The sequence below is a fragment of the Enterobacter sp. WPR_3_1 genome (genome assembly GCF_003635055.1).
Classification (GTDB): domain Bacteria; phylum Pseudomonadota; class Gammaproteobacteria; order Enterobacterales; family Enterobacteriaceae; genus Enterobacter; species Enterobacter ludwigii.
The window spans coordinates 208,703-234,277 of record NZ_RBXU01000013.1 but is presented as its reverse complement, the minus strand read 5'-3'; the positions used below and the strand labels follow the sequence as shown (position 1 = coordinate 234,277).

The 25,575-nt window shown below is 55.6% G+C and carries 24 protein-coding genes; 18 read left to right on the top strand and 6 right to left on the bottom strand.

Features of this window, described 5'->3' with window-relative positions; genetic code table 11:
* The first annotated feature begins 150 nt into the window (after positions 1-150).
* The 4 genes from iraP (at position 151) to adrA (ending at position 3,541) form a co-directional block, all read left to right on the top strand.
* Positions 151-411 (top strand): anti-adapter protein IraP, encoded by a 261-nt coding sequence (iraP, locus tag BJ887_RS19225; RefSeq protein WP_014168818.1) that lies wholly within the window; start codon positions 151-153, stop codon positions 409-411.
* Between the two features lie 99 nt (positions 412-510).
* Positions 511-1,926, top strand: a complete 1,416-nt coding sequence (gene phoA, locus BJ887_RS19220) for an alkaline phosphatase (RefSeq protein ID WP_020885241.1) — start codon at positions 511-513, stop codon at positions 1,924-1,926.
* Positions 1,927-2,015: 89 nt separating this feature from the next.
* Positions 2,016-2,336 (top strand): phosphate starvation-inducible protein PsiF, encoded by a 321-nt coding sequence (gene psiF / locus BJ887_RS19215; protein WP_014168820.1) that lies wholly within the window; start codon positions 2,016-2,018, stop codon positions 2,334-2,336.
* Positions 2,337-2,437: 101 nt separating this feature from the next.
* Positions 2,438-3,541, top strand: coding sequence for a diguanylate cyclase AdrA (adrA, locus tag BJ887_RS19210; RefSeq protein WP_063215184.1), 1,104 nt, complete (start codon positions 2,438-2,440; stop codon positions 3,539-3,541).
* Positions 3,542-3,557: 16 nt separating this feature from the next.
* On the opposite strand, the gene proC is transcribed toward adrA, so the two are convergent.
* Positions 3,558-4,367: a pyrroline-5-carboxylate reductase gene (proC, locus tag BJ887_RS19205; protein ID WP_020885239.1), complete on the bottom strand. Its 810-nt coding sequence runs from the start codon at positions 4,365-4,367 to the stop codon at positions 3,558-3,560.
* Positions 4,368-4,464: 97 nt separating this feature from the next.
* Between proC and BJ887_RS19200 the strand changes: the two genes are divergently transcribed.
* From BJ887_RS19200 to ppnP, 5 genes are all read left to right on the top strand, one after another.
* Entirely contained in the window at positions 4,465-4,923 is a 459-nt protein-coding gene (locus BJ887_RS19200) for a YaiI/YqxD family protein (protein WP_014168823.1), read from the top strand.
* 144 nt (positions 4,924-5,067) lie between these two features.
* A complete protein-coding gene (gene aroL / locus BJ887_RS19195; RefSeq protein ID WP_020885238.1) occupies positions 5,068-5,592 on the top strand; it encodes a shikimate kinase AroL in 525 nt (174 codons plus the stop codon).
* Between the two features lie 44 nt (positions 5,593-5,636).
* Positions 5,637-5,828: a protein YaiA gene (gene yaiA / locus BJ887_RS19190; RefSeq protein ID WP_013095817.1), complete on the top strand. Its 192-nt coding sequence runs from the start codon at positions 5,637-5,639 to the stop codon at positions 5,826-5,828.
* 237 nt (positions 5,829-6,065) lie between these two features.
* Positions 6,066-6,743, top strand: a complete 678-nt coding sequence (locus BJ887_RS19185) for an AroM family protein (RefSeq protein WP_025204994.1) — start codon at positions 6,066-6,068, stop codon at positions 6,741-6,743.
* 71 nt (positions 6,744-6,814) lie between these two features.
* On the top strand, positions 6,815-7,102 hold the full coding sequence (gene ppnP, locus BJ887_RS19180; RefSeq protein ID WP_014168827.1) for a pyrimidine/purine nucleoside phosphorylase: 288 nt from the start codon (positions 6,815-6,817) through the stop codon (positions 7,100-7,102).
* Positions 7,103-7,147: 45 nt separating this feature from the next.
* Here ppnP and rdgC read toward each other — a convergent pair whose 3' ends face one another.
* A complete protein-coding gene (gene rdgC, locus BJ887_RS19175; RefSeq protein WP_014882739.1) occupies positions 7,148-8,062 on the bottom strand; it encodes a recombination-associated protein RdgC in 915 nt (304 codons plus the stop codon).
* A gap of 123 nt (positions 8,063-8,185) precedes the next feature.
* Here rdgC and mak point away from each other — a divergent pair, with 123 nt between their 5' ends.
* The gene (gene mak, locus BJ887_RS19170; RefSeq protein WP_106503757.1) at positions 8,186-9,091 is read left to right on the top strand and encodes a fructokinase; all 906 of its coding nucleotides are present in this window, start codon (positions 8,186-8,188) and stop codon (positions 9,089-9,091) included.
* Between the two features lie 60 nt (positions 9,092-9,151).
* On the opposite strand, the gene sbcC is transcribed toward mak, so the two are convergent.
* Entirely contained in the window at positions 9,152-12,283 is a 3,132-nt protein-coding gene (sbcC, locus tag BJ887_RS19165; protein WP_121340290.1) for an exonuclease subunit SbcC, read from the bottom strand.
* Complete coding sequence (gene sbcD, locus BJ887_RS19160; protein WP_032681573.1) at positions 12,280-13,485, bottom strand: exonuclease subunit SbcD; 1,206 nt, start codon at positions 13,483-13,485, stop codon at positions 12,280-12,282. The genes sbcC and sbcD overlap by 4 nt, the downstream gene beginning before the upstream one ends.
* Positions 13,486-13,672: 187 nt before the next feature.
* Here sbcD and phoB point away from each other — a divergent pair, with 187 nt between their 5' ends.
* The 8 genes from phoB (at position 13,673) to BJ887_RS19120 (ending at position 24,160) form a co-directional block, all read left to right on the top strand.
* A complete protein-coding gene (phoB, locus tag BJ887_RS19155; RefSeq protein WP_008503265.1) occupies positions 13,673-14,362 on the top strand; it encodes a phosphate response regulator transcription factor PhoB in 690 nt (229 codons plus the stop codon).
* Positions 14,363-14,383: 21 nt separating this feature from the next.
* On the top strand, positions 14,384-15,679 hold the full coding sequence (gene phoR, locus BJ887_RS19150) for a phosphate regulon sensor histidine kinase PhoR (RefSeq protein WP_014168833.1): 1,296 nt from the start codon (positions 14,384-14,386) through the stop codon (positions 15,677-15,679).
* 409 nt (positions 15,680-16,088) lie between these two features.
* Positions 16,089-17,408 (top strand): branched-chain amino acid transporter carrier protein BrnQ, encoded by a 1,320-nt coding sequence (gene brnQ / locus BJ887_RS19145; RefSeq protein WP_121340289.1) that lies wholly within the window; start codon positions 16,089-16,091, stop codon positions 17,406-17,408.
* 81 nt (positions 17,409-17,489) lie between these two features.
* Positions 17,490-18,863, top strand: coding sequence for a proline-specific permease ProY (proY, locus tag BJ887_RS19140; protein WP_014168835.1), 1,374 nt, complete (start codon positions 17,490-17,492; stop codon positions 18,861-18,863).
* A 153-nt stretch (positions 18,864-19,016) separates the two neighbouring features.
* Entirely contained in the window at positions 19,017-20,834 is a 1,818-nt protein-coding gene (malZ, locus tag BJ887_RS19135; protein ID WP_121340288.1) for a maltodextrin glucosidase, read from the top strand.
* A gap of 200 nt (positions 20,835-21,034) precedes the next feature.
* The gene (locus BJ887_RS19130) at positions 21,035-21,676 is read left to right on the top strand and encodes a hydrolase (RefSeq protein ID WP_020885231.1); all 642 of its coding nucleotides are present in this window, start codon (positions 21,035-21,037) and stop codon (positions 21,674-21,676) included.
* A gap of 48 nt (positions 21,677-21,724) precedes the next feature.
* Positions 21,725-22,270, top strand: coding sequence for an antibiotic biosynthesis monooxygenase (locus BJ887_RS19125; protein WP_044865371.1), 546 nt, complete (start codon positions 21,725-21,727; stop codon positions 22,268-22,270).
* Between the two features lie 21 nt (positions 22,271-22,291).
* Positions 22,292-24,160: an amidohydrolase gene (locus BJ887_RS19120; protein WP_104440496.1), complete on the top strand. Its 1,869-nt coding sequence runs from the start codon at positions 22,292-22,294 to the stop codon at positions 24,158-24,160.
* 70 nt (positions 24,161-24,230) lie between these two features.
* Here BJ887_RS19120 and BJ887_RS19115 read toward each other — a convergent pair whose 3' ends face one another.
* Positions 24,231-24,833 (bottom strand): peroxiredoxin, encoded by a 603-nt coding sequence (locus BJ887_RS19115; RefSeq protein WP_014168840.1) that lies wholly within the window; start codon positions 24,831-24,833, stop codon positions 24,231-24,233.
* Positions 24,834-24,960: 127 nt separating this feature from the next.
* On the bottom strand, positions 24,961-25,542 hold the full coding sequence (acpH, locus tag BJ887_RS19110) for an ACP phosphodiesterase (RefSeq protein ID WP_025204983.1): 582 nt from the start codon (positions 25,540-25,542) through the stop codon (positions 24,961-24,963).
* Between the last annotated feature and the right edge of the window lie 33 nt (positions 25,543-25,575).

Here is a 25,575-nt window from a genome sequence, read left to right as displayed (position 1 = left end):
CGGCGTTTTTATAGAAAAACGTTTCGCTGAAAGCCGCGAGGAATCTATTTTTCCTGCCGCATCACTTTTGCATAACATAATAAATTTCTTCTCTTTGCATAATGGATTCAGAATGCTAAGTTCAGACAAAACGGATAAGGAAATAGCACCATGAAAAATCTCATTGCTGAGTTGTTGGTCAAGCTTGCACAAAAGGAAGAAGAGTCAAAAGAGTTGGTCGCCCAGGTTGAAGCGCTGGAAATTGTGGTCACCGCGCTGCTGCGACAAATGGCGAAAAACGAACAACAGACGTTGATTGAGAACGTTGAAGGCGCGCTGGAAAGCGTCAGACCCGATTCCCAGGTGCCGGTTGAGGATGCTGAAATGCTCCGCCAGTACGTAAAAAAGCTGTTAAGGCATCCTCGCAACTAAACCATCACGGAACCTGACGGCGTGTCATAGAAATGTCATGCAGGATGCCTATAGTCGCTCTGTTTTATTTTTTATGTATTTGTACATGGAGAAAATAAATTGAAACAGAGCGCTCTTTTCATCGCATTACTTCCCCTGTTAATGTCACCCGCAATTTATGCCGACAATCACAATACCAGCGTGCTGGATAATCGTGCGGCCAAAGGGGATATCACCCAGCCAGGCGGCGCGCGTCGGTTGACCGAAGATCAAACCGCCGCCATTCGCGCTTCGCTGAATGAGAAACCCGCTAAAAACATTATTCTGCTGATTGGCGACGGGATGGGCGATTCCGAAATAACGGCAGCACGAAATTATGCCGAAGGCGCGGGCGGCTTTTTTAAAGGTATCGACGCACTGCCTCTCACCGGACAATATACCCATTACGCGCTGGATAAAAAAACCGGTAAACCCGATTACGTGACGGATTCTGCTGCCTCTGCCACGGCGTGGTCCACCGGTGTGAAAACCTATAATGGTGCGCTGGGTGTAGATATTCACGAAAAAGATCACCAGACCATTCTGGAGATGGCTAAAGCGGCGGGACTGGCTACCGGCAACGTCTCTACGGCTGAACTTCAGGATGCAACGCCAGCGGCGCTGGTGGCGCATGTTACCTCGCGTAAATGCTACGGCCCGTCGGTGACCAGCGAAAAATGCCCGACTAACGCGCTGGAAAAGGGCGGCAAAGGCTCGATTACGGAACAACTGTTGAACGCACGTCCTGACGTGACGCTGGGCGGCGGGGCGAAAACCTTCGCGGAAACCGCAACGGCGGGCGAATGGCAGGGCAAAACGCTGCGTGAGCAGGCGCAGGCTCGCGGCTATCAGCTGGTGAGCGATGCATCTTCTCTGGCGGCGATTACCGAAGCAAGCCAGGATAAACCGCTGCTGGGTCTTTTCTCTGATGGCAATATGCCGGTGCGCTGGGAAGGGCCAAAAGCGTCCTACCACGGCAACATTGATAAACCTGCCGTAACCTGTACGCCAAACCCAAAACGTACCGACAGCATCCCGACGCTGGCAGCGATGACCGATAAAGCGATCTCACTGCTGAGCAAGAGTGAAAAGGGCTTCTTCCTGCAGGTGGAAGGCGCGTCTATCGATAAACAGGATCATGCGGCTAACCCGTGCGGTCAGATTGGCGAGACGGTCGATCTGGACGAAGCAGTGCAGAAGGCACTTGAGTTCGCGAAGAAAGACGGCAATACCCTGGTGGTCGTTACCGCAGACCATGCGCACGCCAGCCAGATCATCCCAGCGGATACCAAAGCACCGGGCCTGACGCAGGCGCTGAACACCAAAGACGGCGCGGTGATGGTGTTGAGCTATGGCAACTCTGAAGAAGAGTCCATGGAGCATACCGGAACCCAGCTGCGCATCGCAGCATACGGTCCGCATGCGGCAAACGTGGTAGGGCTGACCGATCAAACGGATCTGTTCTACACCATGAAAGCGGCTTTGGGGCTGAAATAATAAAAGCCCGGCGGAAATCACATCTGCCGGGTGGTTTTTTTCCTGTCACGAACCAGACTTACAGTGAATGTTCACAAAAGGATGGTGCAATGAAAACAACATTACTGGTTACTCTGCTCTCGGGTCTGTTCCTGATCTCATCGGCGAACGCGGAAGAGAAAACATTAACGCCGCAGCAGCAACGCATGACCACCTGTAATCAACAGGCGACCGCACAGAGCCTGAAGGGCGATGCCCGTAAGACCTACATGAGCGGTTGCCTCAAAAACGGTGCCGCGAAGCCGGGTGAGAAAAGCCTGACGCCGCAGCAGCAAAAAATGCGCGAGTGTAATGCGAAAGCGACCGAACAGTCCCTGAAAGGCGACGATCGCAGCAAGTTCATGAGTGCCTGTCTGAAGAAAAACGTGTAGTCCTATCGGGTGAGTGGCCCCGGCGGCTCACCCGAAATTTCATACTTTCCCCGTAAGCCCCCTCTCTATAATTTGGGAAATATTTCAGAATATTCCCAAAAATGATGAATGATGAATCTTATTACAATATAAAGCGCATTCGGGAAGAGTGGAATATGACCCTTTCTCAGGATGACCCCCACCGTACCGGGATCCCGTTTGCCCGGCGAGCCCGGCTGGCGCGTGTTGTCGGACTGGCAGCGATGTTCTTCCCCCTCTCTGGCGTGCTGGTCACCTTTTCTGTATCCGGCGTCTGGTGGTTGTTCCTGGTGGGGTGGGCATTTGTCTGGCCCCATTTCGCCTGGCAGTGGTCCTGCCGTGCTGCTTCGCCTCATCAGCAGGAACGCTTTAATCTGAAGATTGATGCCATTATTGCCGGGCTTTGGATCGGCATGATGGGGATCAATGCGCTACCTACGGCAGCGCTGCTGATGATGGTGGGAATGAACATGATGGGGGCCGGCGGCTGTCGGCTGTTTTTTACCGGCATCATGTTAACCCTTCTGTCTTCCCTGGTGACGCTCCCCGTCGTGGGCCGGGTGGCTGTCTTTAACCCGGAGCCTCTGGCATGGGGCTTAACGCTTCCCGTGCTGGTGTTATATCCGATGCTTTTTGCCTGGCTCAGCCATCGTACTGCCATCAGGCTTGCAGAGCATAAACGGCGGCTGGAGCTGATGAGTACCCGCGACGGCATGACCGGCGTCTTTAATCGCCGGCACTGGGAAGTGTTGTTGAGAAATGAATTTGAACACTGTCGCCGCAACCACTGCACCGCCACGATTTTGCTTATCGATATCGATCATTTTAAGAATATCAATGACACCTGGGGCCACGATGTGGGTGATGAAGCGATCATTGCCCTGACGCGGCAACTGCAGCTAACGGTGCGTTCCGGGGATGCGATAGGCCGTTTTGGCGGGGATGAGTTTGCGGTGATCATGTCCCGGACGGCGGCAGACAGTGCCATCGCCGTGATGTCACGCGTACATGAGCGGCTGGAAACGCTGTCGTTACCGTGTGCGCCCAAGGAATCTCTGCGTATTAGCGTCGGTGTCGCGCCCTGGGGACCGCAGTTCGGGCACTATCGGGAGTGGTTAAAAGCGGCCGATGTGGCGCTGTATAAAGCGAAAAATGCCGGACGCGGCCGCACCGAGGTGGCCGCCTGACGTCCGGCGCAGATAATCAGGATTTACTCAGTTTCTCTGATTTTTCCATGCATTTTGTCATCGCTTCAATAACGGCCGAACGGAAGCCGCGCTCTTCCAGCACCCGCACCGCCTCGATAGTGGTTCCGCCAGGCGAGCAGACCATATCTTTCAGTTCACCCGGATGCTTACCGGTCTCCAGCACCATTTTGGCAGAGCCCATCACGGCCTGTGCAGCGAATTTATACGCCTGCGCTCGTGGCATACCGCCAAGCACCGCGGCGTCGGCCATCGCTTCTAAAAACATAAAGACATACGCAGGCGCTGAACCGCTCACTCCCACTACCGGATGGATCATAGATTCGGCAATGACTTCCGCTTCACCGAAGCAGCGGAAGATGTTCAGGACATCCGCCACGTCTTCCGACGTCACCAGCGCGTTAGGCGTGACGGAGGTCATGCCGGCGTTAACCAGTGACGGGGTATTCGGCATAGCGCGTACGATTTTACGGTCATGACCCAGCGCGCGCGCCAGCTGATCGAGCGTGACGCCCGCGGCAATCGATACAACCAGCGTCTCTTTGTTCAGGCTGGTGGTGATGTCGCTCAGCACTTTGATCATGATGTTCGGCTTGACGGCGCCAAAGACAATATCGGCTACCTGAGCCACTTCCTGGGCGCTTTCGGCTGCGTTGATCCCGTACCGATCGCGTAACGCGGCGACGTTGTCCGGTGATGGGGTGTAGACCCAAATCTGACCCGGCAGCACCTGTCCGCTGGCGATCAGGCCACCCAGGATGGCTTTGCCCATGTTACCGCAGCCGATAAACCCGATTTTCTTATCCATCACGATTCTCCGTCATTATGCGTTGTTTTCTCTGATTGATAGCTTAACAACGAAATGCAGGCGACAATAGTCGGCAGAATCATTATGGGGAGACAATATGGCGATTTGGGTTGATGCGGACGCGTGTCCGAATGTGATTAAAGAGATTTTATTCCGCGCGGCCGAGCGCGTGCAGATGCCGCTTACGCTGGTGGCGAACCAGAATATTCGCGTACCACCTTCCCGATTTATTCGCGCGTTGCGGGTTCCGGCCGGCTTTGACGTGGCGGATAACGAGATTGTGCGTCTGTGTAGTCCCGAGGATCTGGTGATCACGGCGGATATCCCGCTGGCCGCGGAAGTGATTGAAAAGGGAGCGGCGGCGCTGAACCCGAGAGGGGAGCGTTATTCGCCGGCGACCATTCGTGAAAGACTCACCATGCGTGATTTTATGGATACGCTTCGCGCCAGCGGCGTGCAGACCGGCGGGCCAGACAGCCTGTCCCAACGCGATCGCCAGCAGTTCGCCGCAGAGCTTGATAAGTGGCTGCTCGAAGTCAAGCGTCGCACTGCGTAATGATAACCATTGTCACTTTGTGGTACAGTATGGCCTCCGCAGGGTTGTCATCCCGTACCGCTTTGCAGTAAAGTAAACGCAACATCTTCTGCAATTATTTCTTTACGCTCTTCGGCCATCCGGCATCAAGGGGAACACCTGGTTATGACCCAACCCATCTTTTTAGTTGGCCCCCGCGGCTGTGGGAAAACCACCGTTGGCCTGGAACTGGCACGCGCGTGCGATCGTCAGTTTGTTGATACCGACCACTGGCTGCAAACCGAAGCCGGGAAAAGCATCGCGGAAATCGTTGAGCAAGAGGGGTGGGAGAGCTTTCGCGCTCGTGAAACGGCCGCGCTGAAGGCGGTCACCACGCCGTCTGCTGTTATCGCAACCGGTGGCGGCATTGTTCTCGCCGAGTGTAACCGCCGTTTTATGCGCGAAAAAGGGATTGTCATCTACCTCAGCGCACCCGTTTCGGCCCTGGTAGGGCGGCTGGAAGCATTTCCGGAAGAGGGACAACGTCCTGCGCTGACCTCCCGGCCGCTCAGCGAAGAGGTGAGCGAAGTGCTGGCCGAACGCGATGCGTTATACCGCGAAGCGGCACACCACGTTGTGGATGCTTCCGCTTCACCCGAGGATGTGGTAATTCAGATTATTACCGCCCTGCGTTTGGCTTGTGCCAGCTAAGCGGCGTCTATACTTATAGCTCAGACATAAAAAAAGGATGAGCTATGCCAACCAGACCTCCCTATCCACGTGAAGCACGCATCGTTACCGTTGAAAAAGGTAATGGCGATCAAACCGTCACCTGGTATCAGCTGCGTGCCGATCACCCCAAACCAGACTCTCTGATCAGTGAACATGAAACTGAACAGGAAGCGCTGGATGCCAAACGGCGCTACGAAGATCCTGATAAGTCGTGAATGAATTCCTAAAGGGCTAAATACCGTGCCTGAATCACACTTTTTACTCATCGCAAATGTTAAGCAGGAGTTAATATTTAGTTATTACAGGTAACTCCGTAATGGGCAGGCGATCTTTACATTTCGCGATGGGGATCACCTGCTACGCTTGGTGCTGTTTTGTTGAAAAAACGAACTGTGCAGCGTAGTGAGCCTGTACCTGTGTGAAAGATTTAGCGGTAATGGAAGGCGATGAAGATGAAGGCGACGTTGGCGATCCTCACTATTGGTGTGGTCCCTGTAAGCGAAGTGTTACCGCTCTTAACCGAGCATGTATCTGAACAACAGATAACGCATCTAAGCCTGCTGGGGAAGATGAGTCGGGAAGAGGTCATGGAAGACTACGCTGTAGAGGCGGGGGAGGATCCCCTGGCGACGTTATTAAGTGACGGTAAACTGGCGCATGTTTCGCGTCAGAAAATCGAGCGCTCGCTGCAGAGCGTAATAGAAGTGCTCGATAATCAAGGCTATGACGTTATTTTACTGATGAGTACTGCACCTGTTAAGGGACTCATCGCCCGTAATGCGATTTTGCTGGAGCCGATGCGGATCATTCCGCCGCTGGTGGCCTCCATTGTTGACGGGCATCAGGTGGGGGTCATTGTTCCCATTGAAGAGCTCATGGACAACCAGACGGCAAAATGGCACGTACTCGAAAAAATGCCTTTGTATGCGCTGGCCAATCCCTTCTGGGACAGCGAGGCCGCGCTGATTGAGGCAGGACGGGAACTGCTGGAGAGAGGGGCCGATGTGTTGATTCTGGACTGCCTTGGATTCCACCAGCACCACCGTGATTTACTGCAAAAGGCGCTGGATGTTCCGGTGCTGTTGTCCAATGTTCTGATGGCCCGGCTGGCCGCAGAGCTGTTGATCTAATGATTTTGCGTGACAGGTGATGATCATGGCCCCTATAGTGAATTTTTATCTAAAAATATAAGGGCCAGTTCATGCTTCAAAGTAACGAATACTTTTCCGGTAAAGTGAAATCCATTGGTTTTACCAGCAGCAGCACTGGCCGCGCCAGTGTCGGCGTTATGGCTGAAGGGGAATACACCTTTGGTACAGCCGAAGCTGAAGAGATGACGGTGATCAGCGGTGCGCTCAACGTCTTACTGCCGGGGGAAACAGAATGGAAAGTTTACTCTGCCGGACAAGCGTTCAACGTCCCTGGCCACAGCGAATTCCATCTGCAGGTTGCTGAACCGACCTCTTATCTGTGCCGCTACCTGAAATAAAACGTTTTATTCCCTCTCCCTGCCGGGAGAGGGTCACTGCAGGCATTACCGCTGCGCTTCGCCGCCGAGGCCTTCCACCAGATTCTGAATTAACGCTGCCAGCTCTCCGGTCATCAGGATAAAGTCTGCGTCAAAGCGCTGGGCGTAATCTTCACGATCGATATCTTCGTTCTGATCGCGCAGTTCATCGCAGAATTTCAGTCGCTTCACCGAGCCGTCATCGCACATCACAAACTGAATACGCTGCTGCCAGTCGAGTGCCAGTTTGGTTACCACTTTGCCCGCTTCAATGTGTACGGCGATCTCGTCGCTCACCAGATCCTGCTTTTTCGCGCGGATCACGCCGCCATCTTCGAGCAGGGCTTTGAGCTCGGCTTCATCAAGGATCTGGAAGCCCTGGGCTGCTGTACCGCTGCGCACCCATTCGGTCAGGGTCAGTTCAATCGGCGTTTCCAGCGCCAGCGGAACGACCGGTAACGATCCGATGCTTTTGCGCAGCAGGGCCAGCGTATCTTCCGCTTTTTTGGCGCTGGCGCAGTCCACCATGATCAGCCCGTTAACGGTATCGATCCACATCATTGTCTGGCTGAAACGGCTAAAGGCGCGCGGCAGCAGAGAGTGAAGAACTTCGTCTTTCAGCGAATCTTTTTCGGTTTTTTTCAGCTTGCGGCCCTGTTCGGCTTCAAGCTTGAAAATTTTCGCTTCGAGCGCCTGCTTGACCACCGGCGTGGGCAGAATTTTTTCTTCTTTGCGGGCGCAGACGATGATTTGACCCGTGCTGCTGGCGTGGGTCAATGCATCGCTTTGTGAACCCATTGGAGGAACCCAACCGGTTTTTGCCATATCCTGGCTACCGCAAGGGGAAAAGCTATAAGCGGCTAACTGTTTTTCCATCTCTTCTGCACGCAGCGAAACGTCGCGGCTGAGACGGTAAACCATCAAATTTTTGAACCACAGCATGATAATTTCCACGGCCTTGTCGTTAAATCAGCGGGCATGATAACGAATTGTCGCATCGCTTGCATTGCTAATCGGGAAGCGGGCTTCTACTCTGTTGATAATCAAAATAATGAGGAGTGTCTTGTGCGTATTGGGATTGATTTGGGCGGCACCAAAACAGAAGTCATCGCACTGAGCGAGCTGGGGGAGCAACTGTTCCGCCACCGTCTGCCTACGCCGCGCGATGATTATCACCAGACTATCGAGACGATTGCCCGGCTGGTCGACATGGCTGAGCAGGCGACAGGGCAGACCGGCACCGTTGGGATGGGGATCCCGGGCTCAATCTCGCCCTATACCGGGGTGGTTAAAAACGCCAACTCCACCTGGCTCAACGGTCAGCCTTTTGATAAAGATTTAAGTCAGCGCCTGAACCGGGAAGTGCGTCTGGCAAATGACGCCAACTGTCTGGCCGTCTCCGAAGCCATTGACGGTGCCGCCGCAGGGGCCCAGACCGTTTTTGCGGTCATTATCGGGACCGGCTGTGGCGCAGGCGTGGCCCTGGGCGGGCGTGCCCATATTGGCGGCAACGGTACAGCGGGCGAGTGGGGACATAACCCCCTGCCGTGGATGGATGAAGATGAACTTAAATACCGCGCCGAGGTGCCGTGCTATTGCGGCAAGCAGGGCTGTATTGAGACGTTTATCTCCGGCACCGGTTTTGCCACCGATTACCACCGCCTGAGTGGCCAGCCACTCAAGGGGAACGAGATTATGCGCCGGGTCGGGGAACACGATCCGGTGGCTGAGCTGGCTCTCAGCCGCTATGAAATGCGGCTGGCGAAATCCCTGGCGCACGTGGTGAATATCCTTGACCCTGACGTGATTGTGCTCGGCGGTGGGATGAGCAACGTCGACCGTTTATATGCCACGGTGCCGAATCTGGTGAAGCAGTGGGTCTTCGGCGGCGAGTGTGAAACCCCGATCCGCAAAGCGGTGCATGGGGACTCCAGCGGCGTGCGCGGCGCCGCGTGGCTCTGGCCGCTATAGCCATTCTCCCTCTCCCTACGTGAGAGGGGCAGGATGAGGATGCCCTTATGCAGGGCACCCTCACTCCACCGCAAACACCTTATCCAGCTTGCTATACCCCAGCCCGTTAATCTTCTTCACTTTGATCTGCACCGGGATCCGCTCTTTCATCGCCTCGACGTGGCTAATCACGCCAATGGTTTTCCCGGTGGCGTTCAGCGCGTCGAGCGCATCCAGGGCGGTATCCAGCGTTTCGCTGTCGAGCGTGCCGAAGCCTTCATCCAGGAACAGCGAATCGATGCGTGTTTTGTGGCTCACCAGATCGGAAAGCGCCAGCGCCAGTGCCAGGCTAACAAGGAAGCTTTCGCCGCCGGAGAGGGTACGGGTATCGCGCACCGCGTCCGCCTGCCAGGTATCCACCACTTCGAGTTCCAGCGCATCGCTGACCTTACGCTGCAGCAAATAGCGCCCGTGCAGGCGATTTAGCTGCTGGTTGGCAAGCCAGACCAGATTATCCAGCGTGAGCCCCTGGGCAAACTTACGGAACTTGTCGCCGGTGCTGGAACCTATCAGCGAATTCAGATAGCTCCAGTCATCGGCCAGCCGCGCGGCCTCTTCAATATGCTGCATGAGCGCCAGCTGGTGCTGACGGTTATCGCTGTCCTGTTTAAGCTGCTGGCGGATCTCACCCTGATGAGTGGTGTTATCCCGAAGCTGTTGCCCGAGTTGCTGTAGCTGCAACTGCAGGGTTGGCGCGTCGAGTTCCAGCCCTTCCGGTCGCTGCGTCTGATGAGCCTGCAGCTGCTGGTTTGCCTGTGCGAACAGGGCGGTTGCCTGCTGAAGCTGGTTTTCCAGGGTCTGCTTACGGTGTTCAAGACGGCGGATAGTCTCTTCATCAAGCAGTGCAGCCAGAAAGGCCTCCCGATCGGCGAAGCAGCTTGCGGTCAGTGCGGCGGTGAAGTGCGTCGTGGCGTGCTGCAGCCGCTCGCTTTCGAGGCTTTCCTGCTGTTGCAATGTGGCAAGCTGGCTCTGAAGAGAAACGCATTCGTCGTGCGTTTCGCGCCAGTTATCAGGAATGGCCGGTTCGGTTTCTGTGTCGTTTGTGGCGGGCAGGGTGTCGAGCAGCGGCATCAGAGCCGTCATGCGCTCCTGCATGACACCATGCTGAGTCTGTTTTTCCTGCCACTGTGCGAACTCGGTTTCTCGTTCGTTCAGCCAGGCAGCCTCTGTGCCTTCTTCCGGGACGTTGAGTGACAGCGTCAGCAGGGTCGTTTCCAGCGCCTGGCGCGTGGCCGTCAGCTGCTGTTGATACTGACGCGCCTGCGCGTCCTGTTCATTCAGCTGTTGCTGGAGCGTCAGACGCTGGCTCAGCTGGTAAAGCTGACGCTCATACTGCTCTTGTTCGTTCATCCACGGGGCAATATCTTCCTGAATATTCAGAGTGATATTCAGGGACGCGCAAACGGATTGCCACTCTTTAGTGAGCGCTTGCTCCTCCTGAGAGAGCGTCTGAGCGTCGTCTGTCTCACGCTGGATCTGCCGGGTCAGGGCATTCACCTGACCGAGAACTAACAATCCTTCCTCTTTAAGCGCAGCGACCTCTTTGGCTAACTGGTCGCGACGCTGCTGGTTGGCACTCAGCTCCAGCGCCTGATAGGCAGTGACCGCCGGGTGCGAGGTTGAGCCGCACAGCGGGCAGGGCTGTCCCGCCTGCAGCTGCGCACGCTCTGCCTCCAGACTTTTAATCTTCTCTTCCTGTCTGCAGAGCGTTTCAAGATCCAGATAATGTTGGTTTTTCTCTTTGTACTGCTGGCGACGCAGCGTCAGCGTTTCATTGAGTTTTACCTGCTCTGCCTGGGCTTTCTGCAGGCTTTCACCGTTCTGGCGCAGACGTTGTTGCAGCGGCAGATAACGGGCCTGAAGCGACATCAGCCGCTGGCGGAAAGTCCGTGACTGAGCCTGTTGCTCCATCGCCACGCTGACCTCGTCAGCCGTGAGCGTCAGGGCGTTTTCCGGCATCTCTGCCAGCTTCTGGCGTAATTCAGCAATGCGCGTGGAAAGCGTGGCGATCTGATGTTTATCGCGATTCAGCTGTGCAAAATGGGCGCGCCAGCCTGCTATCTCCTGGCCCCACTGACGATAACGCTCGTGCTCTGCCAGCCACTGTGCCAGCGCCGTAAGGTCGGTCTGCAGTTGTGCATGGCTACGCTGGGCCGTATTACGGATACGCGAGCGCAGCGCGGTTTTTGCTTGTAAGCGAGCATTTACTTCAACAATGCGTTGCTTCGTTTGCCCCAGCCGGGTGGTTTGCTCTTGCTGGCTGTCCCACAGTGGTCGCAGCTGGGCGGCGGGGTGAGCAAGCTGGAGCGTTGCCAGCTCGGGCGCAGCCTCGGTCAGTGCCTGTTGCGCCTGTTGCTGCAAGGTGGCAACGCGCTGCTGCTCACGTATAAGCTCGTCATTGCGCGTAAGCCACTGAAAATCTTTCTGTTGATTCTGCTGTTGCGCCAGCAGCGTTTTTTCTTCGTCAGTAAGTGCCTGCAAACTTTGCTGTAACTGCTGCTGTTGCTCTTCACTCAACAACACGACGCCTGCAGCCTGTGCTTCATGCACCTCAAGGGCGTTACGTGCGGCTTTGTGTTTCTCAAACACCATGGCGGAAATCTGACCGTAGATCTCGGTTCCGGTCAGTTCTTCCAGCAGTTCGGCGCGGTCGGAAGGTCTGGCATTGAGGAAGGCGGCAAATTGCCCCTGAGAGAGCAGCATTGAGCGGGTAAAACGGCCATAATCCAGCCCGGTGAGGGCGGCCGTTTGTTCCAGTTTATCCGACACTTTGTCGGCCAGAATTTTACCGTCCTCACAGCGTGCCAGCTCGACGCGTGGGGCCTGAAGATTACCGTCGGGCTGATTTCGCGCGCGGTTCTGACTCCAGAAAGCGCGATAGGCAATACCTTTGACTTCAAACTCAACTTCGGCAAGGCATTCGGCCGTGTCGCGCGTCATCAAATCGTTTTGTGCCTGGGAGACTTTCTGCAGGCGTGGCGTTTCGTGATACAGCGCCAGACAAATGGCGTCGAGCAGGGTCGTTTTCCCTGCGCCGGTAGCCCCGGTAATCGCAAACAGTCCGTTGCTGGCAAACGGCTCCGCGGTAAAATCGATTTTCCACTCACCCTTCAGTGAGTTGAGGTTTTTCAGACGCAGGCTGAGGATTTTCATGCGTTTTCTTCCTCATCGTTCAGGGCATGCAGGGTGTGCGTAAACAGCTCGTTCAGCCGTGCGCGTTTCGCGTCGTCAATCTCCTCGTGGGAGAGCCGGCGTTCAAAAACCTCTTCCACCCTGAGTTCGCTGAGCGTTTCGCGCTGAGCGCCGAGCAGAATTTTCTCGCGCTGCTCGCGGCTGCGGCGCACCAGTAGCACCTCTACCGGCAGGTCTTCCGTGAGTACCTGAATTTTACGCTGTACATCATGCAGGTAGTCGCCGCTGGCGATCTCAATATCCAGCCAGACCGGCGGGTTTTGTTCCACGCCGCGCCACTGTTCAAGCTGGGCGGTGATGGCGTCCAGATCGCCTTTCAGCACCGCCAGCGGTTGGGTGACGGGCACTTCCAGCGTGTCGACGGCGCTGAGCTTGCCGTCGCTAAAGCTCACCAGATGGACACTTTTGGCTTTGCCGGTCTCATCAAAACTCAGCGAGATGGGCGAACCGCAGTAGCGAATGTGCTCGCAGCCGCCGATAACCTGCGCCCGGTGGATATGCCCGAGGGCAATATAATCCGCGGGCGGGAAGTTTTGTGCCGGGAAAGCATCCAGCGTGCCAATATAAATGTCACGCACCGCGTCGCTTTTGCTGGCCCCAACGGTGGTGAGGTGCCCGGTGGCAATCACCGGAATCGCCTGGTCGCCGCGAAGGGCACAGGCCTGGGCATGCTGCTGGTGGTAATAGTCGGTGATGGCCTGCAGCAAATGCTGCTGTTTTTCAGCGCCGGAAAGCCCCGCCTGGCTTTGGACAATATCGCGCGGGCGTAAAAATGGGATCGGACACAGTACCGCACCCGGCGTCCCGTCGCGCTTTTTCAGGATCTGCGGCGCATGTCCTGCGCTGGCCACCACGGTAGTATTGAGAAACGCCAGAATATCGCGGGATTCATTTAACGTTGCGACGGAATCATGGTTGCCGGCAACAATCACCAGATGACAGCCCGTTTGCTGCAGATTGACGACAAAACGGTTATATAACTCGCGCGCATAGCTGGGGGGCGAGCCGGTATCGAAGATGTCACCCGCCACAATAATGGCGTCCACCTCATGAGAGCGGGCCGTATCCAGCAGCCAGTTCAGGAACGCTTCGTGTTCAGCCGCCCGGCTTTTGCTGTAAAAATTTTGACCCAGATGCCAGTCAGAGGTGTGTAGTATGCGCATTGCTGATCCGTGGCGAAAAAAAGAAAGCAGGATTATAAACTGTCAGGGAACAGAAAATAACCGCTGTAATAAAACAACAGTTTGCCCTTTATAGTGGTACTGTTTTTCATAAATCTGTCATAAATCTGACGCATAATGACGCCGCATTACAAACTTGTAACTTAAATAAGATAAAACAGGGCAAAGTATGGCGAGACGTATTCTGGTCGTAGAAGATGAAGCTCCGATTCGTGAAATGGTGTGCTTCGTGCTCGAGCAAAATGGCTTCCAGCCGGTTGAGGCGGAAGATTATGACAGCGCGGTGAACCAGCTGAATGAACCCTGGCCCGATCTGATTCTGCTCGACTGGATGTTGCCTGGCGGCTCCGGGCTGCAGTTTATCAAACACCTGAAACGTGAAGCGCTAACCCGCGACATACCGGTTGTGATGCTCACGGCGCGCGGTGAAGAAGAGGATCGCGTACGCGGTCTGGAAACGGGGGCGGACGATTACATTACCAAACCGTTCTCACCGAAAGAGCTGGTTGCCCGCATTAAAGCCGTGATGCGCCGCATTTCACCGATGGCGGTGGAAGAGGTGATTGAGATGCAGGGACTGAGCCTTGACCCTACCTCACACCGCGTCATGACCGGTGAAAATCCCCTCGATATGGGGCCTACCGAATTTAAACTTCTGCATTTCTTTATGACTCACCCGGAGCGCGTATACAGCCGCGAACAGTTGCTGAATAACGTGTGGGGAACTAACGTGTATGTCGAAGACCGGACGGTTGACGTACATATCCGCCGCCTGCGAAAAGCGCTGGAACTGAGCGGCCACGATCGCATGGTGCAGACGGTCCGCGGCACGGGTTATCGTTTTTCAACCCGTTTCTGAACAATGACAGGAGTGTGACGCGTGCTGGAACGTCTGTCATGGAAAAGGCTCGTCTTTGAACTGATCTTATGCTGTATTCCGGCCTTCATTCTGGGGGCCTTTCTTGGATATTTGCCGTGGTTTCTGCTGGCGTCGGTTACCGGGCTTCTGATCTGGCATTTCTGGAACCTGCTGCGCCTCTCATGGTGGCTATGGGTTGACCGAAGTATGACGCCTCCGCCGGGAAGCGGAAGCTGGGAGCCGCTGCTGTACGGTCTGCACCAGATGCAGATGCGTAACAAAAAGCGTCGTCGGGAGCTGGGAAGCCTGATCAAACGCTTCCGTAGCGGCGCTGAGTCGCTGCCGGATGCTGTCATTCTGACGACCGAAGAAGGGACGATCTTCTGGTGTAACGGCCTCGCGCAACAGCTGCTGGGCCTGCGCTGGCCGGACGATAATGGCCAGAACATCCTCAACCTTCTGCGTTATCCCGAGTTCACGCTGTACCTGAAAAAGCGTGATTTTACCCGCCCCCACAACCTGAAGCTCAATAATGGGCGCCATCTGGAAATCCGTGTGATGCCTTACAGCGACCAGCAGTGGCTGATGGTTGCCCGTGATGTCACCCAGATGCACCAGCTGGAAGGGGCGCGACGCAACTTCTTTGCCAACGTCAGCCACGAATTACGCACTCCGCTGACGGTGCTTCAGGGGTACCTGGAGATGATGCAGGAGCAAACGCTGGAAGGCGCGCCGCGCGAGAAAGCGTTGCATACGATGCGTGAACAAACGCACCGTATGGAAGGGCTGGTGAAACAGCTGCTGACGCTCTCGAAAATTGAGGCCGCCCCCTCGCTGGCATTGAATGACACCATTGATGTGCCGATGATGCTGCGGGTGGTGGAGCGCGAAGCGCAGACGTTAAGCCATAAAATGCATCAGCTGACCTTCGAGGTCGACAACACGCTCAAGGTGCTTGGCAGCGAAGATGAGCTGCGCAGCGCCATTTCTAATCTGGTGTATAACGCGGTGAATCATACGCCAGCGGGGACGGATATCGTGGTGCGCTGGCAGCACACGCCAACGGGCGCTGAGTTCAGCGTAGAGGATAACGGGCCGGGGATCGCACCTGAACACATCCCGCGTCTGACCGAGCGCTTCTACCGGGTGGATAAAGCGCGCTCACGGCAGACCGGCGGCAGCGGTCTGGGGCTGGCTATTGTGAAACACGCGGTGAATCATCATGAAAGCCGTCTCGATATTCAAAGCACGCTGGGTAAGGGAACCCGCTTCAGTTTCGTTATCCCGGAACGATTAATTGCCAAAAAGATCGCCTGACGACAGGCGTGTCAGTTTACCTTTCCACGGGCCAGCGTTTGCTGGCCCGTTTGCTTTGCAGTCAAGCGAAACGCGGCTGAATATTATACGGCTGGCTGTTTTTTGTTCGCATGATTAGCCATGGGTTTTTCTTATAATTAGCGTATTGTGCTGGTCTGATTTTTGATGCTGGCATATTGTTCTGGTTTCACGATCCCATCTTGCCTTTAAACGTTATAAGCGTTTAAATTGCGCCCCAGATACTGTCATACCGACTGTATTTGCGTGGTAAATCGAAAAACTATTCTTCTCCACGCCAGGACGGGAGCATATCCCGCTGAAATTGAGCAAATTTTCCGCTGTATCGTCCCGTCAGAGATAGCGAAAATCTCAATGTTTTCAACACCACATCCACAGGCAGTAAGGTTTTATGACCCATCACTTAAAATCGCGTGACATCATCGCGCTGGGCTTTATGACATTTGCGCTGTTCGTTGGCGCAGGCAACATCATTTTCCCTCCAATGGTTGGCTTACAGGCGGGTGAACACGTCTGGACCGCTGCGTTTGGTTTCCTGATTACTGCTGTGGGTCTGCCGGTACTGACCGTCGTCGCGCTGGCGAAAGTCGGTGGTGGCGTTGATAGCCTCAGTACCCCGATTGGCAAAGTGGCCGGCATTCTGCTGGCGACCGTCTGCTATCTGGCCGTTGGCCCGCTGTTTGCGACCCCGCGTACCGCGACCGTATCCTTCGAAGTGGGGATTGCCCCGCTGACCGGCGATGGCGCGATGCCGCTGTTTATCTACAGCCTGATCTACTTCGCTATTGTGATTCTTGTTTCCCTTTATCCAGGCAAGCTGCTGGATACCGTGGGTAACTTCCTGGCTCCGCTGAAAATCGTGGCGCTGATTGTGCTGGCGGTTGCGGCCATCGTCTGGCCCGCAGGCCCGATTAGCGATGCGATGGACGCCTATAAAAACGCTGCGTTCTCCAATGGCTTTGTAAACGGCTACCTGACGATGGATACGCTGGGCGCAATGGTGTTTGGTATTGTTATCGTGAATGCCGCACGTTCCCGCGGCGTAACCGAAGCGCGTCTGCTGACTCGCTACACCATCTGGGCTGGCCTGATGGCCGGTGTAGGGCTGACGCTGCTGTACCTGGCGCTGTTCCGCCTGGGCTCAGATAGCGCCATACTGGTCAATCAAAATGCCAACGGCGCGGCGATCCTCCATGCTTACGTACAGCACACCTTTGGTGGTGCGGGTAGCCTGCTGCTGGCGGTACTGATTTTCCTGGCGTGCCTTGTCACCGCCGTGGGGCTGACCTGCGCCTGCGCTGAGTTCTTTGCTCAGTATCTGCCGCTCTCTTACCGTACGCTGGTCTTTATCCTGGGCATCTTCTCCATGGCGGTGTCAAACCTCGGTCTGAGCCACCTGATTCAGGTCTCTATCCCGGTGCTGACGGCCATCTATCCGCCGTGTATCGTGCTGGTGGTGCTGAGCTTCACCCGCCCGTGGTGGAACAACTCGTCGCGAATTATTGCGCCAGCCATGTTTATCAGCCTGATTTTTGGTATCCTTGACGGGATTAAAGCATCCGCCTTTGCGCAAATACTGCCAGCCTGGACACAGCGTCTGCCGCTGTCCGAGCAAGGCCTGGCCTGGTTGATGCCTACCGTTGTTGCACTGGTTCTGGCTATTATCTGGGATCGTGCTGCAGGGCGTCAGGTCGCATCGAACGCCCATTAATCAACGGCAACAAACTGTTTAACCACGGGGCTTAAGGCCCCGTGGTTTTTTGTTTTTTTCGAGTTGAATGGCAAGATTTAAATGGAAAGCACTAACAAACTCAAACGTGGACTCAGCACCCGCCACATTCGCTTTATGGCGCTGGGATCCGCTATCGGTACCGGTCTTTTTTATGGCTCGGCAGATGCCATTAAAATGGCCGGTCCCAGCGTTCTGCTGGCTTACATCATCGGTGGCGTGGCCGCGTATATCATCATGCGCGCCCTCGGGGAGATGTCGGTTCACAATCCGTCTGCCAGTTCGTTCTCGCGCTATGCGCAGGAAAACTTAGGCCCGCTGGCGGGCTTCATCACCGGCTGGACCTACTGCTTCGAAATTCTGATTGTGGCTATTGCCGACGTTACCGCCTTTGGCATCTACATGGGCGTCTGGTTCCCCGCGGTTCCGCACTGGATCTGGGTGCTGAGCGTGGTGCTGATCATCTGTGCCGTCAACCTGATGAGCGTGAAGGTGTTCGGTGAACTGGAGTTCTGGTTCTCCTTCTTCAAAGTTGCCACCATTATCATCATGATTATCGCGGGCTTCGGGATCATCATCTGGGGTATCGGCAACGGCGGTCAGCCAACGGGGATCCATAACCTCTGGAGCAACGGCGGCTTCTTCAGCAATGGCTGGCTCGGTATGGTGATGTCGCTGCAGATGGTCATGTTTGCCTACGGCGGGATCGAGATTATCGGCATTACCGCCGGGGAAGCGAAAGACCCGGAGAAATCCATTCCGCGCGCCATCAACTCAGTGCCAATGCGTATTCTGGTGTTCTATGTGGGGACGCTGTTCGTCATTATGTCCATCTACCCGTGGAACCAGGTGGGCACAAACGGCAGCCCGTTTGTGCTGACCTTCCAGCATATGGGCATCGCGTTTGCCGCCAGCATCCTGAACTTTGTGGTGCTGACCGCCTCGCTTTCGGCAATCAACAGTGACGTCTTTGGCGTGGGCCGCATGCTGCACGGAATGGCGGAGCAGGGCAGTGCGCCTAAGGTGTTTGCCAAAACCTCTCGTCGCGGCACGCCGTGGGTGACGGTAATGGTAATGACCGTAGCCCTGCTGCTGTCGGTCTACCTGAACTACATCATGCCGGAGAATGTGTTCCTGGTGATTGCGTCGCTGGCGACCTTCGCGACCGTGTGGGTGTGGATCATGATCCTGTTGTCGCAGATTGCGTTCCGTCGCCGTCTGTCACCGGAAGAGGCGAAAGCGCTGAAGTTCAAAGTGCCGGGTGGGGTGGTGACAACCGCTGTCGGTCTGGTCTTCCTGGTCTTTATCATCGCCCTGATTGGCTATCATCCGGATACCCGTATCTCCCTTTACGTGGGCTGCGCGTGGATCGTCCTGCTGCTGCTGGGCTGGATGTTCAAATGCCGCCGCGACCGTCAGCTGGCGCAGGCACAGTAAACTTCCCTCTCCCCGCAGAGGGACTGGAAGGAGGTATCCGCTCACGCTGATGCCTCCTCCCCCGTCCTCCTCCCTCAATAAACCTCGTCATGATGAGCTAACCTTAACCACCCTGTGGCAAGGTGACGTCAATTTCATCAAAGGGGATTCGTGATGTTAAACGCCTGGCACCTTCCGGTTGCCCCATTTGTTAAGCAAAACAAAGACAACCTTGTGATTACGCTCTGGCTGGCGGGGGAAAATCAGCCTGAACGCGTGACGCTACGCGCCGAAATTGATAACGAAGAGACCGCGCTGAAAATGCATAAGCAGCGCAGCCAGCCGCAGCCCGGGATTACGGCGTGGCGGGCAAACATCGATTTAACCCGTGGACAGCCGCGTCGTCGCTACAGTTTTAAACTGCTGTGGAATAACCGCCAGCTGTGGTTTACCCCGCAGGGGTTTAGCCGTTTTCCGCCGGCCCGGCTGGAGCAATTTGCCGTCGATTACCCGGACAATGGCCCGCAATGGGTTAACGATCAGGTGTTTTACCAGATTTTCCCGGACCGCTTTGCCCGCAGCGAAAAGCGCACTGCAGACCAGGATAAGGTTTACTACCACCACGCAGCAGGTCACGACATTATCCTCAAAGCATGGGATGAACCGCTGACCGCGCAGGCGGGTGGCTCGACGTTTTACGGCGGCGATCTCGACGGGATCAGCGAAAAACTCCCGTACCTGAAAAAACTGGGCGTGACGGCGCTGTACCTTAACCCGGTGTTTAAAGCGCCGAGCGTGCATAAATACGACACCGAAGATTATCGTCATGTTGATGAGCAGTTTGGCGGCGATGCCGCGCTGCTGCGCCTGCGACAGAACACTAAAAACGAAGGGATGCGCCTGATTCTGGACGGCGTGTTCAACCACAGCGGGGATTCGCACGCGTGGTTTGACCGTCATAACCAGTCGATGAGCGGGGCATGCCATAACCCGGATTCGCCGCAGCGTGACTGGTACAGCTTTAATGAAGAGGGCTACGCGCTGGACTGGCTGGGCTACCCAAGCCTGCCGAAGCTGGATTTCCAGTCGCCTTCTCTGGTCAACGAAATCTACGGCGGTGAAGACAGCGTTGTCCGCCACTGGCTTAAGGCGCCATGGAACATGGACGGCTGGCGTCTTGACGTGGTGCATATGCTGGGTGAAGCGGGCGGAGCGCGTAATAACCTTCAGCACGTTGCAGGTATCACCCGCTCAGCGAAAGCCGCGCAGCCGGAGGCCTTTGTCTTTGGCGAGCATTTTGGCGATGCACGCCAGTGGCTGCAAGCCGATGCAGAAGATTCGGCCATGAACTACCGCGGTTTTACCTTCCCGCTATGGGGATTTCTGGCGAACACCGATATCTCTTACGATCCGCAGCATATCGACGCCGAAACCTGTATGGCATGGATGGATAACTACCGCGCCAGCCTGTCGCATCAGCAGCAGTTGCGGATGTTTAACCAGCTGGACAGCCACGATACCGCACGTTTTAAATCCCTGCTTGGCAAGGATGTGGCGCGCCTGCCGCTGGCCGTTACCTGGCTCTTCACCTGGCCAGGCGTGCCGTGCATTTACTACGGTGATGAGGTGGGGCTGGAGGGGAACAACGATCCCTTCTGCCGCAAAACCTTCCCCTGGGATCCGGCGAAGCAGGACAAGGCGCTGCTCAGCCTGTACCAGCGTCTGGCTAAGCTTCGTAAACAGAACCAGGCGCTGCGTTACGGTGGCTGTCAGGTGGTGTATGCCCACGATAACGTGGTGGTGTTTGCCCGCGTCTACAACCAGCAACGCGTGCTGGTCGCCATCAACCGCGGAGAAGCCTGTGAAGTGGTGCTGGATGACTCTCCGTTTCTGCACGTGAAGGCGTGGCATCGCAAAGAGGGTAAAGGCACGATTCAGGAAGGCATTCTCTCCTTACCGGCCATTTCCGCCTCCGTCTGGTTCGGAAATTAATCGTCATCAGCAACCGGTTTATTTCCCGGTTGCTGAAAATTCCCCTAAGTTGTTCGGTTAATTTCAACAGAGGGGACAAATATCTTTACTATCCGCTCAATCAATTCTCGCTATACTCAAATTGCTTTATCAGTCAGGGCCCTTTCTCATATAGCACACCAAAACGTTGGCTTTTAACATATTGATTAAAAGGTACTTTTATGTCTATTCGTGAACTGATTGACCCGTCCAATTCCGTACTGATTTTTATCGATCACCAACCGCAAATGTCTTTTGGCGTGGCAAATATTGACCGTCAGTTATTAAAGAATAATACGGTGGCTCTGGCAAAAGCAGGCAAAATTTTTGATGTTCCGGTTATCTACACCTCTGTCGAAACAAAAAGCTTTAGCGGATACATCTGGCCAGAATTGCTGGCGGTTCACCCGGAGGTTAAACCGATTGAACGTACCTCTATGAACTCCTGGGAAGACGATGCGTTTGTTGCGGCAGTGAAAGCAACGGGCCGCAAGAAACTTATTATCTCAGCCCTGTGGACCGAAGTTTGCCTGACCTTCCCGGCGCTGATGGCTCTGGATGAAGGGTTTGAAGTTTATGTAGTGACCGATACTTCCGGCGGTACCTCCGTAGATGCCCATGAACGTGCGATTGACCGTATGGTTCAAGCGGGCGCGGTTCCTGTGACCTGGCAGCAGGTGCTGCTTGAGTATCAGCGCGACTGGTCTCGCAAAGGCACTTACGACGCGGTCATGGACCTGGTCCGTGAGCACAGCGGTGCTTATGGCATGGGCGTTGACTATGCCTACACCCTCGTTCACGGCGCGCCAGAACGCAAAGCGTAAACCTTTCAGGGCGGGGTTCTCCCGCCCATTAATGACCAGGAAACTATTATGGCGCACACATCGCATGTCACGCTGGTGATCACCCACACCTTGCTGCCGGGTCAGGCTGAGCGATACGAACAGTGGCTGGGTAAGATCATGCCCATCGCGGCGGAATTTCCGGGGCATCTTGGCGCGAACGTCATCCGCCCGACCGACGGACAACATCTGTGGACGGTGATAATCCGTTTCGACACCCTCGAACACCTCTCTGCGTGGACCCAGTCCGATACCCGTAATGTGCTGGTAAAAGAGATTGAACCGCTGCTGGCGGAAGGCGATAAAACCGAAGTGCGTACCGAGGCGGCGTTCTGGTTTACCCCACCTGAGCCTCACGTGCGTAAGCCTAAACAGTGGAAACAGTTTCTCATTACCCTGCTGGTTATCTTTCCCAGTACCAACCTGGTACCGCTGGTCACCGGTGCGTTGCTTCCTGGCCTGAAAGGTACGTTGTTGCTGCATCTGATTAACGATGCCTGTGTGGTCGCGCTGGTGGTCTGGCTGTGGATGCCCATCGTGACCCGTCTGTTTGCCGGATGGCTCAAAAAAGCCTGATTCGGCTGAAAGGAGTACGTTATGTCTCAAACTGCCACACTGATCTTAACCAAAGGTAAGATCCATACCCTCGATCGCGAAAACCCGCTCACGGAAGCGGTGGCTATTGCTAACGGCAAGATCCTGGCGACGGGCAACCACGATCGCATTATGAGCTATGCGACGCAGGGAACGCAGATTGTCGATCTGAAGGGGAGTACGGTGATCCCCGGGCTTAACGATTCGCACCTGCACCTGATCCGCGGCGGGCTGAACTACAACCTCGAGCTGCGCTGGGAAGGCGTACCGTCGCTGGCGGATGCGCTAAGGATGTTGAAAGATCAGGCCGATCGTACACCTTCACCTCAGTGGGTTCGGGTGGTGGGCGGCTGGAGCGAGTTTCAGTTCGCCGAACGCCGGATGCCGACCATCGAAGAGCTTAACGAGGCGGCACCGGATACGCCGGTGTTTGTCCTGCACCTCTACGATCGCGCCCTGCTTAACCGCGCCGCGTTGAAAGCTGTCGGCTACACCAAAGAGACGCCAAACCCGCCGGGCGGGGAGATTGTGCGTGATAACCACGGCAACCCGACCGGGCTGCTGATCGCTAAACCTAACGCGATGATCCTCTACGCCACGCTGGCAAAAGGACCGAAACTCCCCATTGAGCAGCAGGTTAACTCCACGCGCCAGTTTATGCGTGAGCTTAACCGTCTGGGGCTGACCAGCGCCATTGATGCCGGCGGCGGCTTCCAGAATTACCCGGAAGATTACGAGGTGATTGCCGAATTGCACGCCAAAGAGCAGATGACGGTGCGTATTGCCTACAACCTCTTCACCCAGCGCCCTAAACAGGAGCTGGAGGATTTTGAGCGCTGGACCGATATGCTCAAACCGGGGCAGGGCACAGACTTTTATCGTGCGAACGGGGCAGGAGAGATGCTGGTCTTCTCGGCGGCGGATTTTGAAGATTTCCTCCAGCCGCGCCCGGATCTGCCGCAAGGGATGGAAGACGAGCTGGAACGCGTGGTGCGCCACCTGGTGGAAAACCGCTGGCCGTTCCGGCTGCATGCCACCTATGACGAATCCATCAGCCGGATGCTGGATGTCTTTGAGAAGGTGAACCGTGAGATTCCGTTTAACGGCCTGCAGTGGTTCTTTGACCATGCGGAGACCATTACCGAGCGTAATATCGAGCGCGTCAAAGCGTTGGGGGGCGGTATTGCGGTGCAGCACCGTATGGCGTTCCAGGGCGAATATTTCGTCGACCGCTACGGCAAAGAGGCGGTGAAACACACGCCACCGGTGGCGAAAATGCTGGAACTGGACGTGCCGGTTGGGTTAGGAACTGACGCAACCCGTGTGGCGAGCTATAACCCGTGGACGGCGCTCTACTGGCTGGTCTCCGGGCGAACCGTCGGCGGCCTGGCGATGTATGACGACAATAACCGCCTGCCGCGTGAGGTAGCGCTGGAGCTGTGGACCGCAGGCAGCGCGTGGTTTTCCAGCGAACAGGGTAAAAAAGGCCGTCTGGTTGAAGGGCAGCTTGCGGACCTGGTGGTGCTGTCGAAAGATTACTTCAGCGTGACGGAAGAGGAGATCAAGGGCATTGAATCGGTGCTGACCGTTGTGGATGGCAAGGTCGTGTATGCCGCCGGTCATTTCAGTCCGCTGTCACCGCCGCCGATCCCGGTTGTGCCGTCGTGGTCACCGGTCGTGAAAGTCCCGGGGCATTACCGCTCTGCGCCGCCTGCAGCCAGTAAAGTGGGGGCGGTGGTACAGATGCACCAGTGCATTGGTAGCTGCGGAGTGCATGGCCATGCGCACGGTATTGCGCGGCAATCGGATATCCCGGTATCTGATGACCAGGCATTCTGGGGCGTTCTGGGGTGTTCGTGCTTCGCGTTTTAACGTGTGAAGAGTGAGATCGTACAAAACAAAAAGGCCCGCTAATGCGGGCCTTTTCCGTAAACCGTGCCGATTACAGGCTGGATACGTTCTCAGACAGGTATTTAGCAACGCCGTCCGGAGACGCGTTCATACCTTCTTTACCTTTTTCCCACTGAGCCGGGCACACTTCACCGTGCTCTTCGTGGAACTGCAGCGCGTCAACCATGCGCAGCATTTCGTCGATGTTACGACCCAGTGGCAGATCGTTAACAACCTGGTGACGAACGATGCCGTTTGCGTCGATCAGGAAAGAACCGCGCAGTGCAACACCAGCGTCCGGATGTTCGATACCGTAAGCCTGCTGGATTTCGCGTTTGATGTCCGCAACCATTGCGTATTTCACCGCACCGATGCCGCCTTTGTCGACAGGGGTGTTACGCCATGCGTTGTGTACAAATTCAGAGTCGAAGGAGACGCCTACAACTTCTACGCCACGCTTCTGGAATTCTTCGTAACGTTTGTCGAATGCGATCAGCTCAGACGGGCAAACGAAAGTGAAGTCCATTGGCCAGAAGAACAGAACGGTCGCTTTACCGTTGGTGTGCTGTTTGAAGTTGAAGTTTTCAACGATTTCACCGTTGCCCAGAACTGCTGCAGCTGTAAAATCCGGAGCCGGACGAGTTACCAGAACCATGTGATTCTCCTGTAGATACTAAGGTTATTTGGAACGCAACGCCGCCCAGTATAGAGAGTGTTCATTGATAAGACAAAGAGGCGCTAACAATCGTTCAGCAAGCTTTCACCTATCAATGGCATTTCTGTTATAGCTGTTTGTTTTTCGCCTGGGTCATCATACGCGGGTAGAACTGCCAGAACCGCGTCTCCAGCGCCTCGTAGTGGGCATCCAGGTCATGCCAGGAGTCGCGCAGCGCGTCGAGTCGCGGTCGGCGACTCGCCATCCCGTTTAACACATTCTGTATAAAGTCCATCTCGCGATAGCGCTCAAGCCAGCGTTCTGACCAGAGATAGTTATTCAGATTCACAAAGCGCGGCGGCGAATCCGGCAAAATAATGGACACCTGCTGGTGGGCATAGCGCACGAACGCGTTTAGGGGCATCTCAGGAGAGAGTGTTTCCCAGTGCCGCGAGAGGAAATGGTCCCACATCACATCGAGCGTGATCGGTGCGACGCGCCGCGTTTCAGGGCGGAACCACGCTTTGGCTTCCTGGACTTCCGGCAGGTTATCGGTCAGTACGTCGATACGGCGATGCATAAAAATCCCGTCGACAACCTCTGCGGAGTACGCGTCGGCGGGATTACCGCGCACGAAATCGGCCAGCAGATTGCCGGAAAGAGAGCTGTCAGCGAGATGAGCAAGATGCAGGTGAGCGAGAAAATTCATGCGTTTTATTTGTCCAGGGGCGGCTAGTTGTTG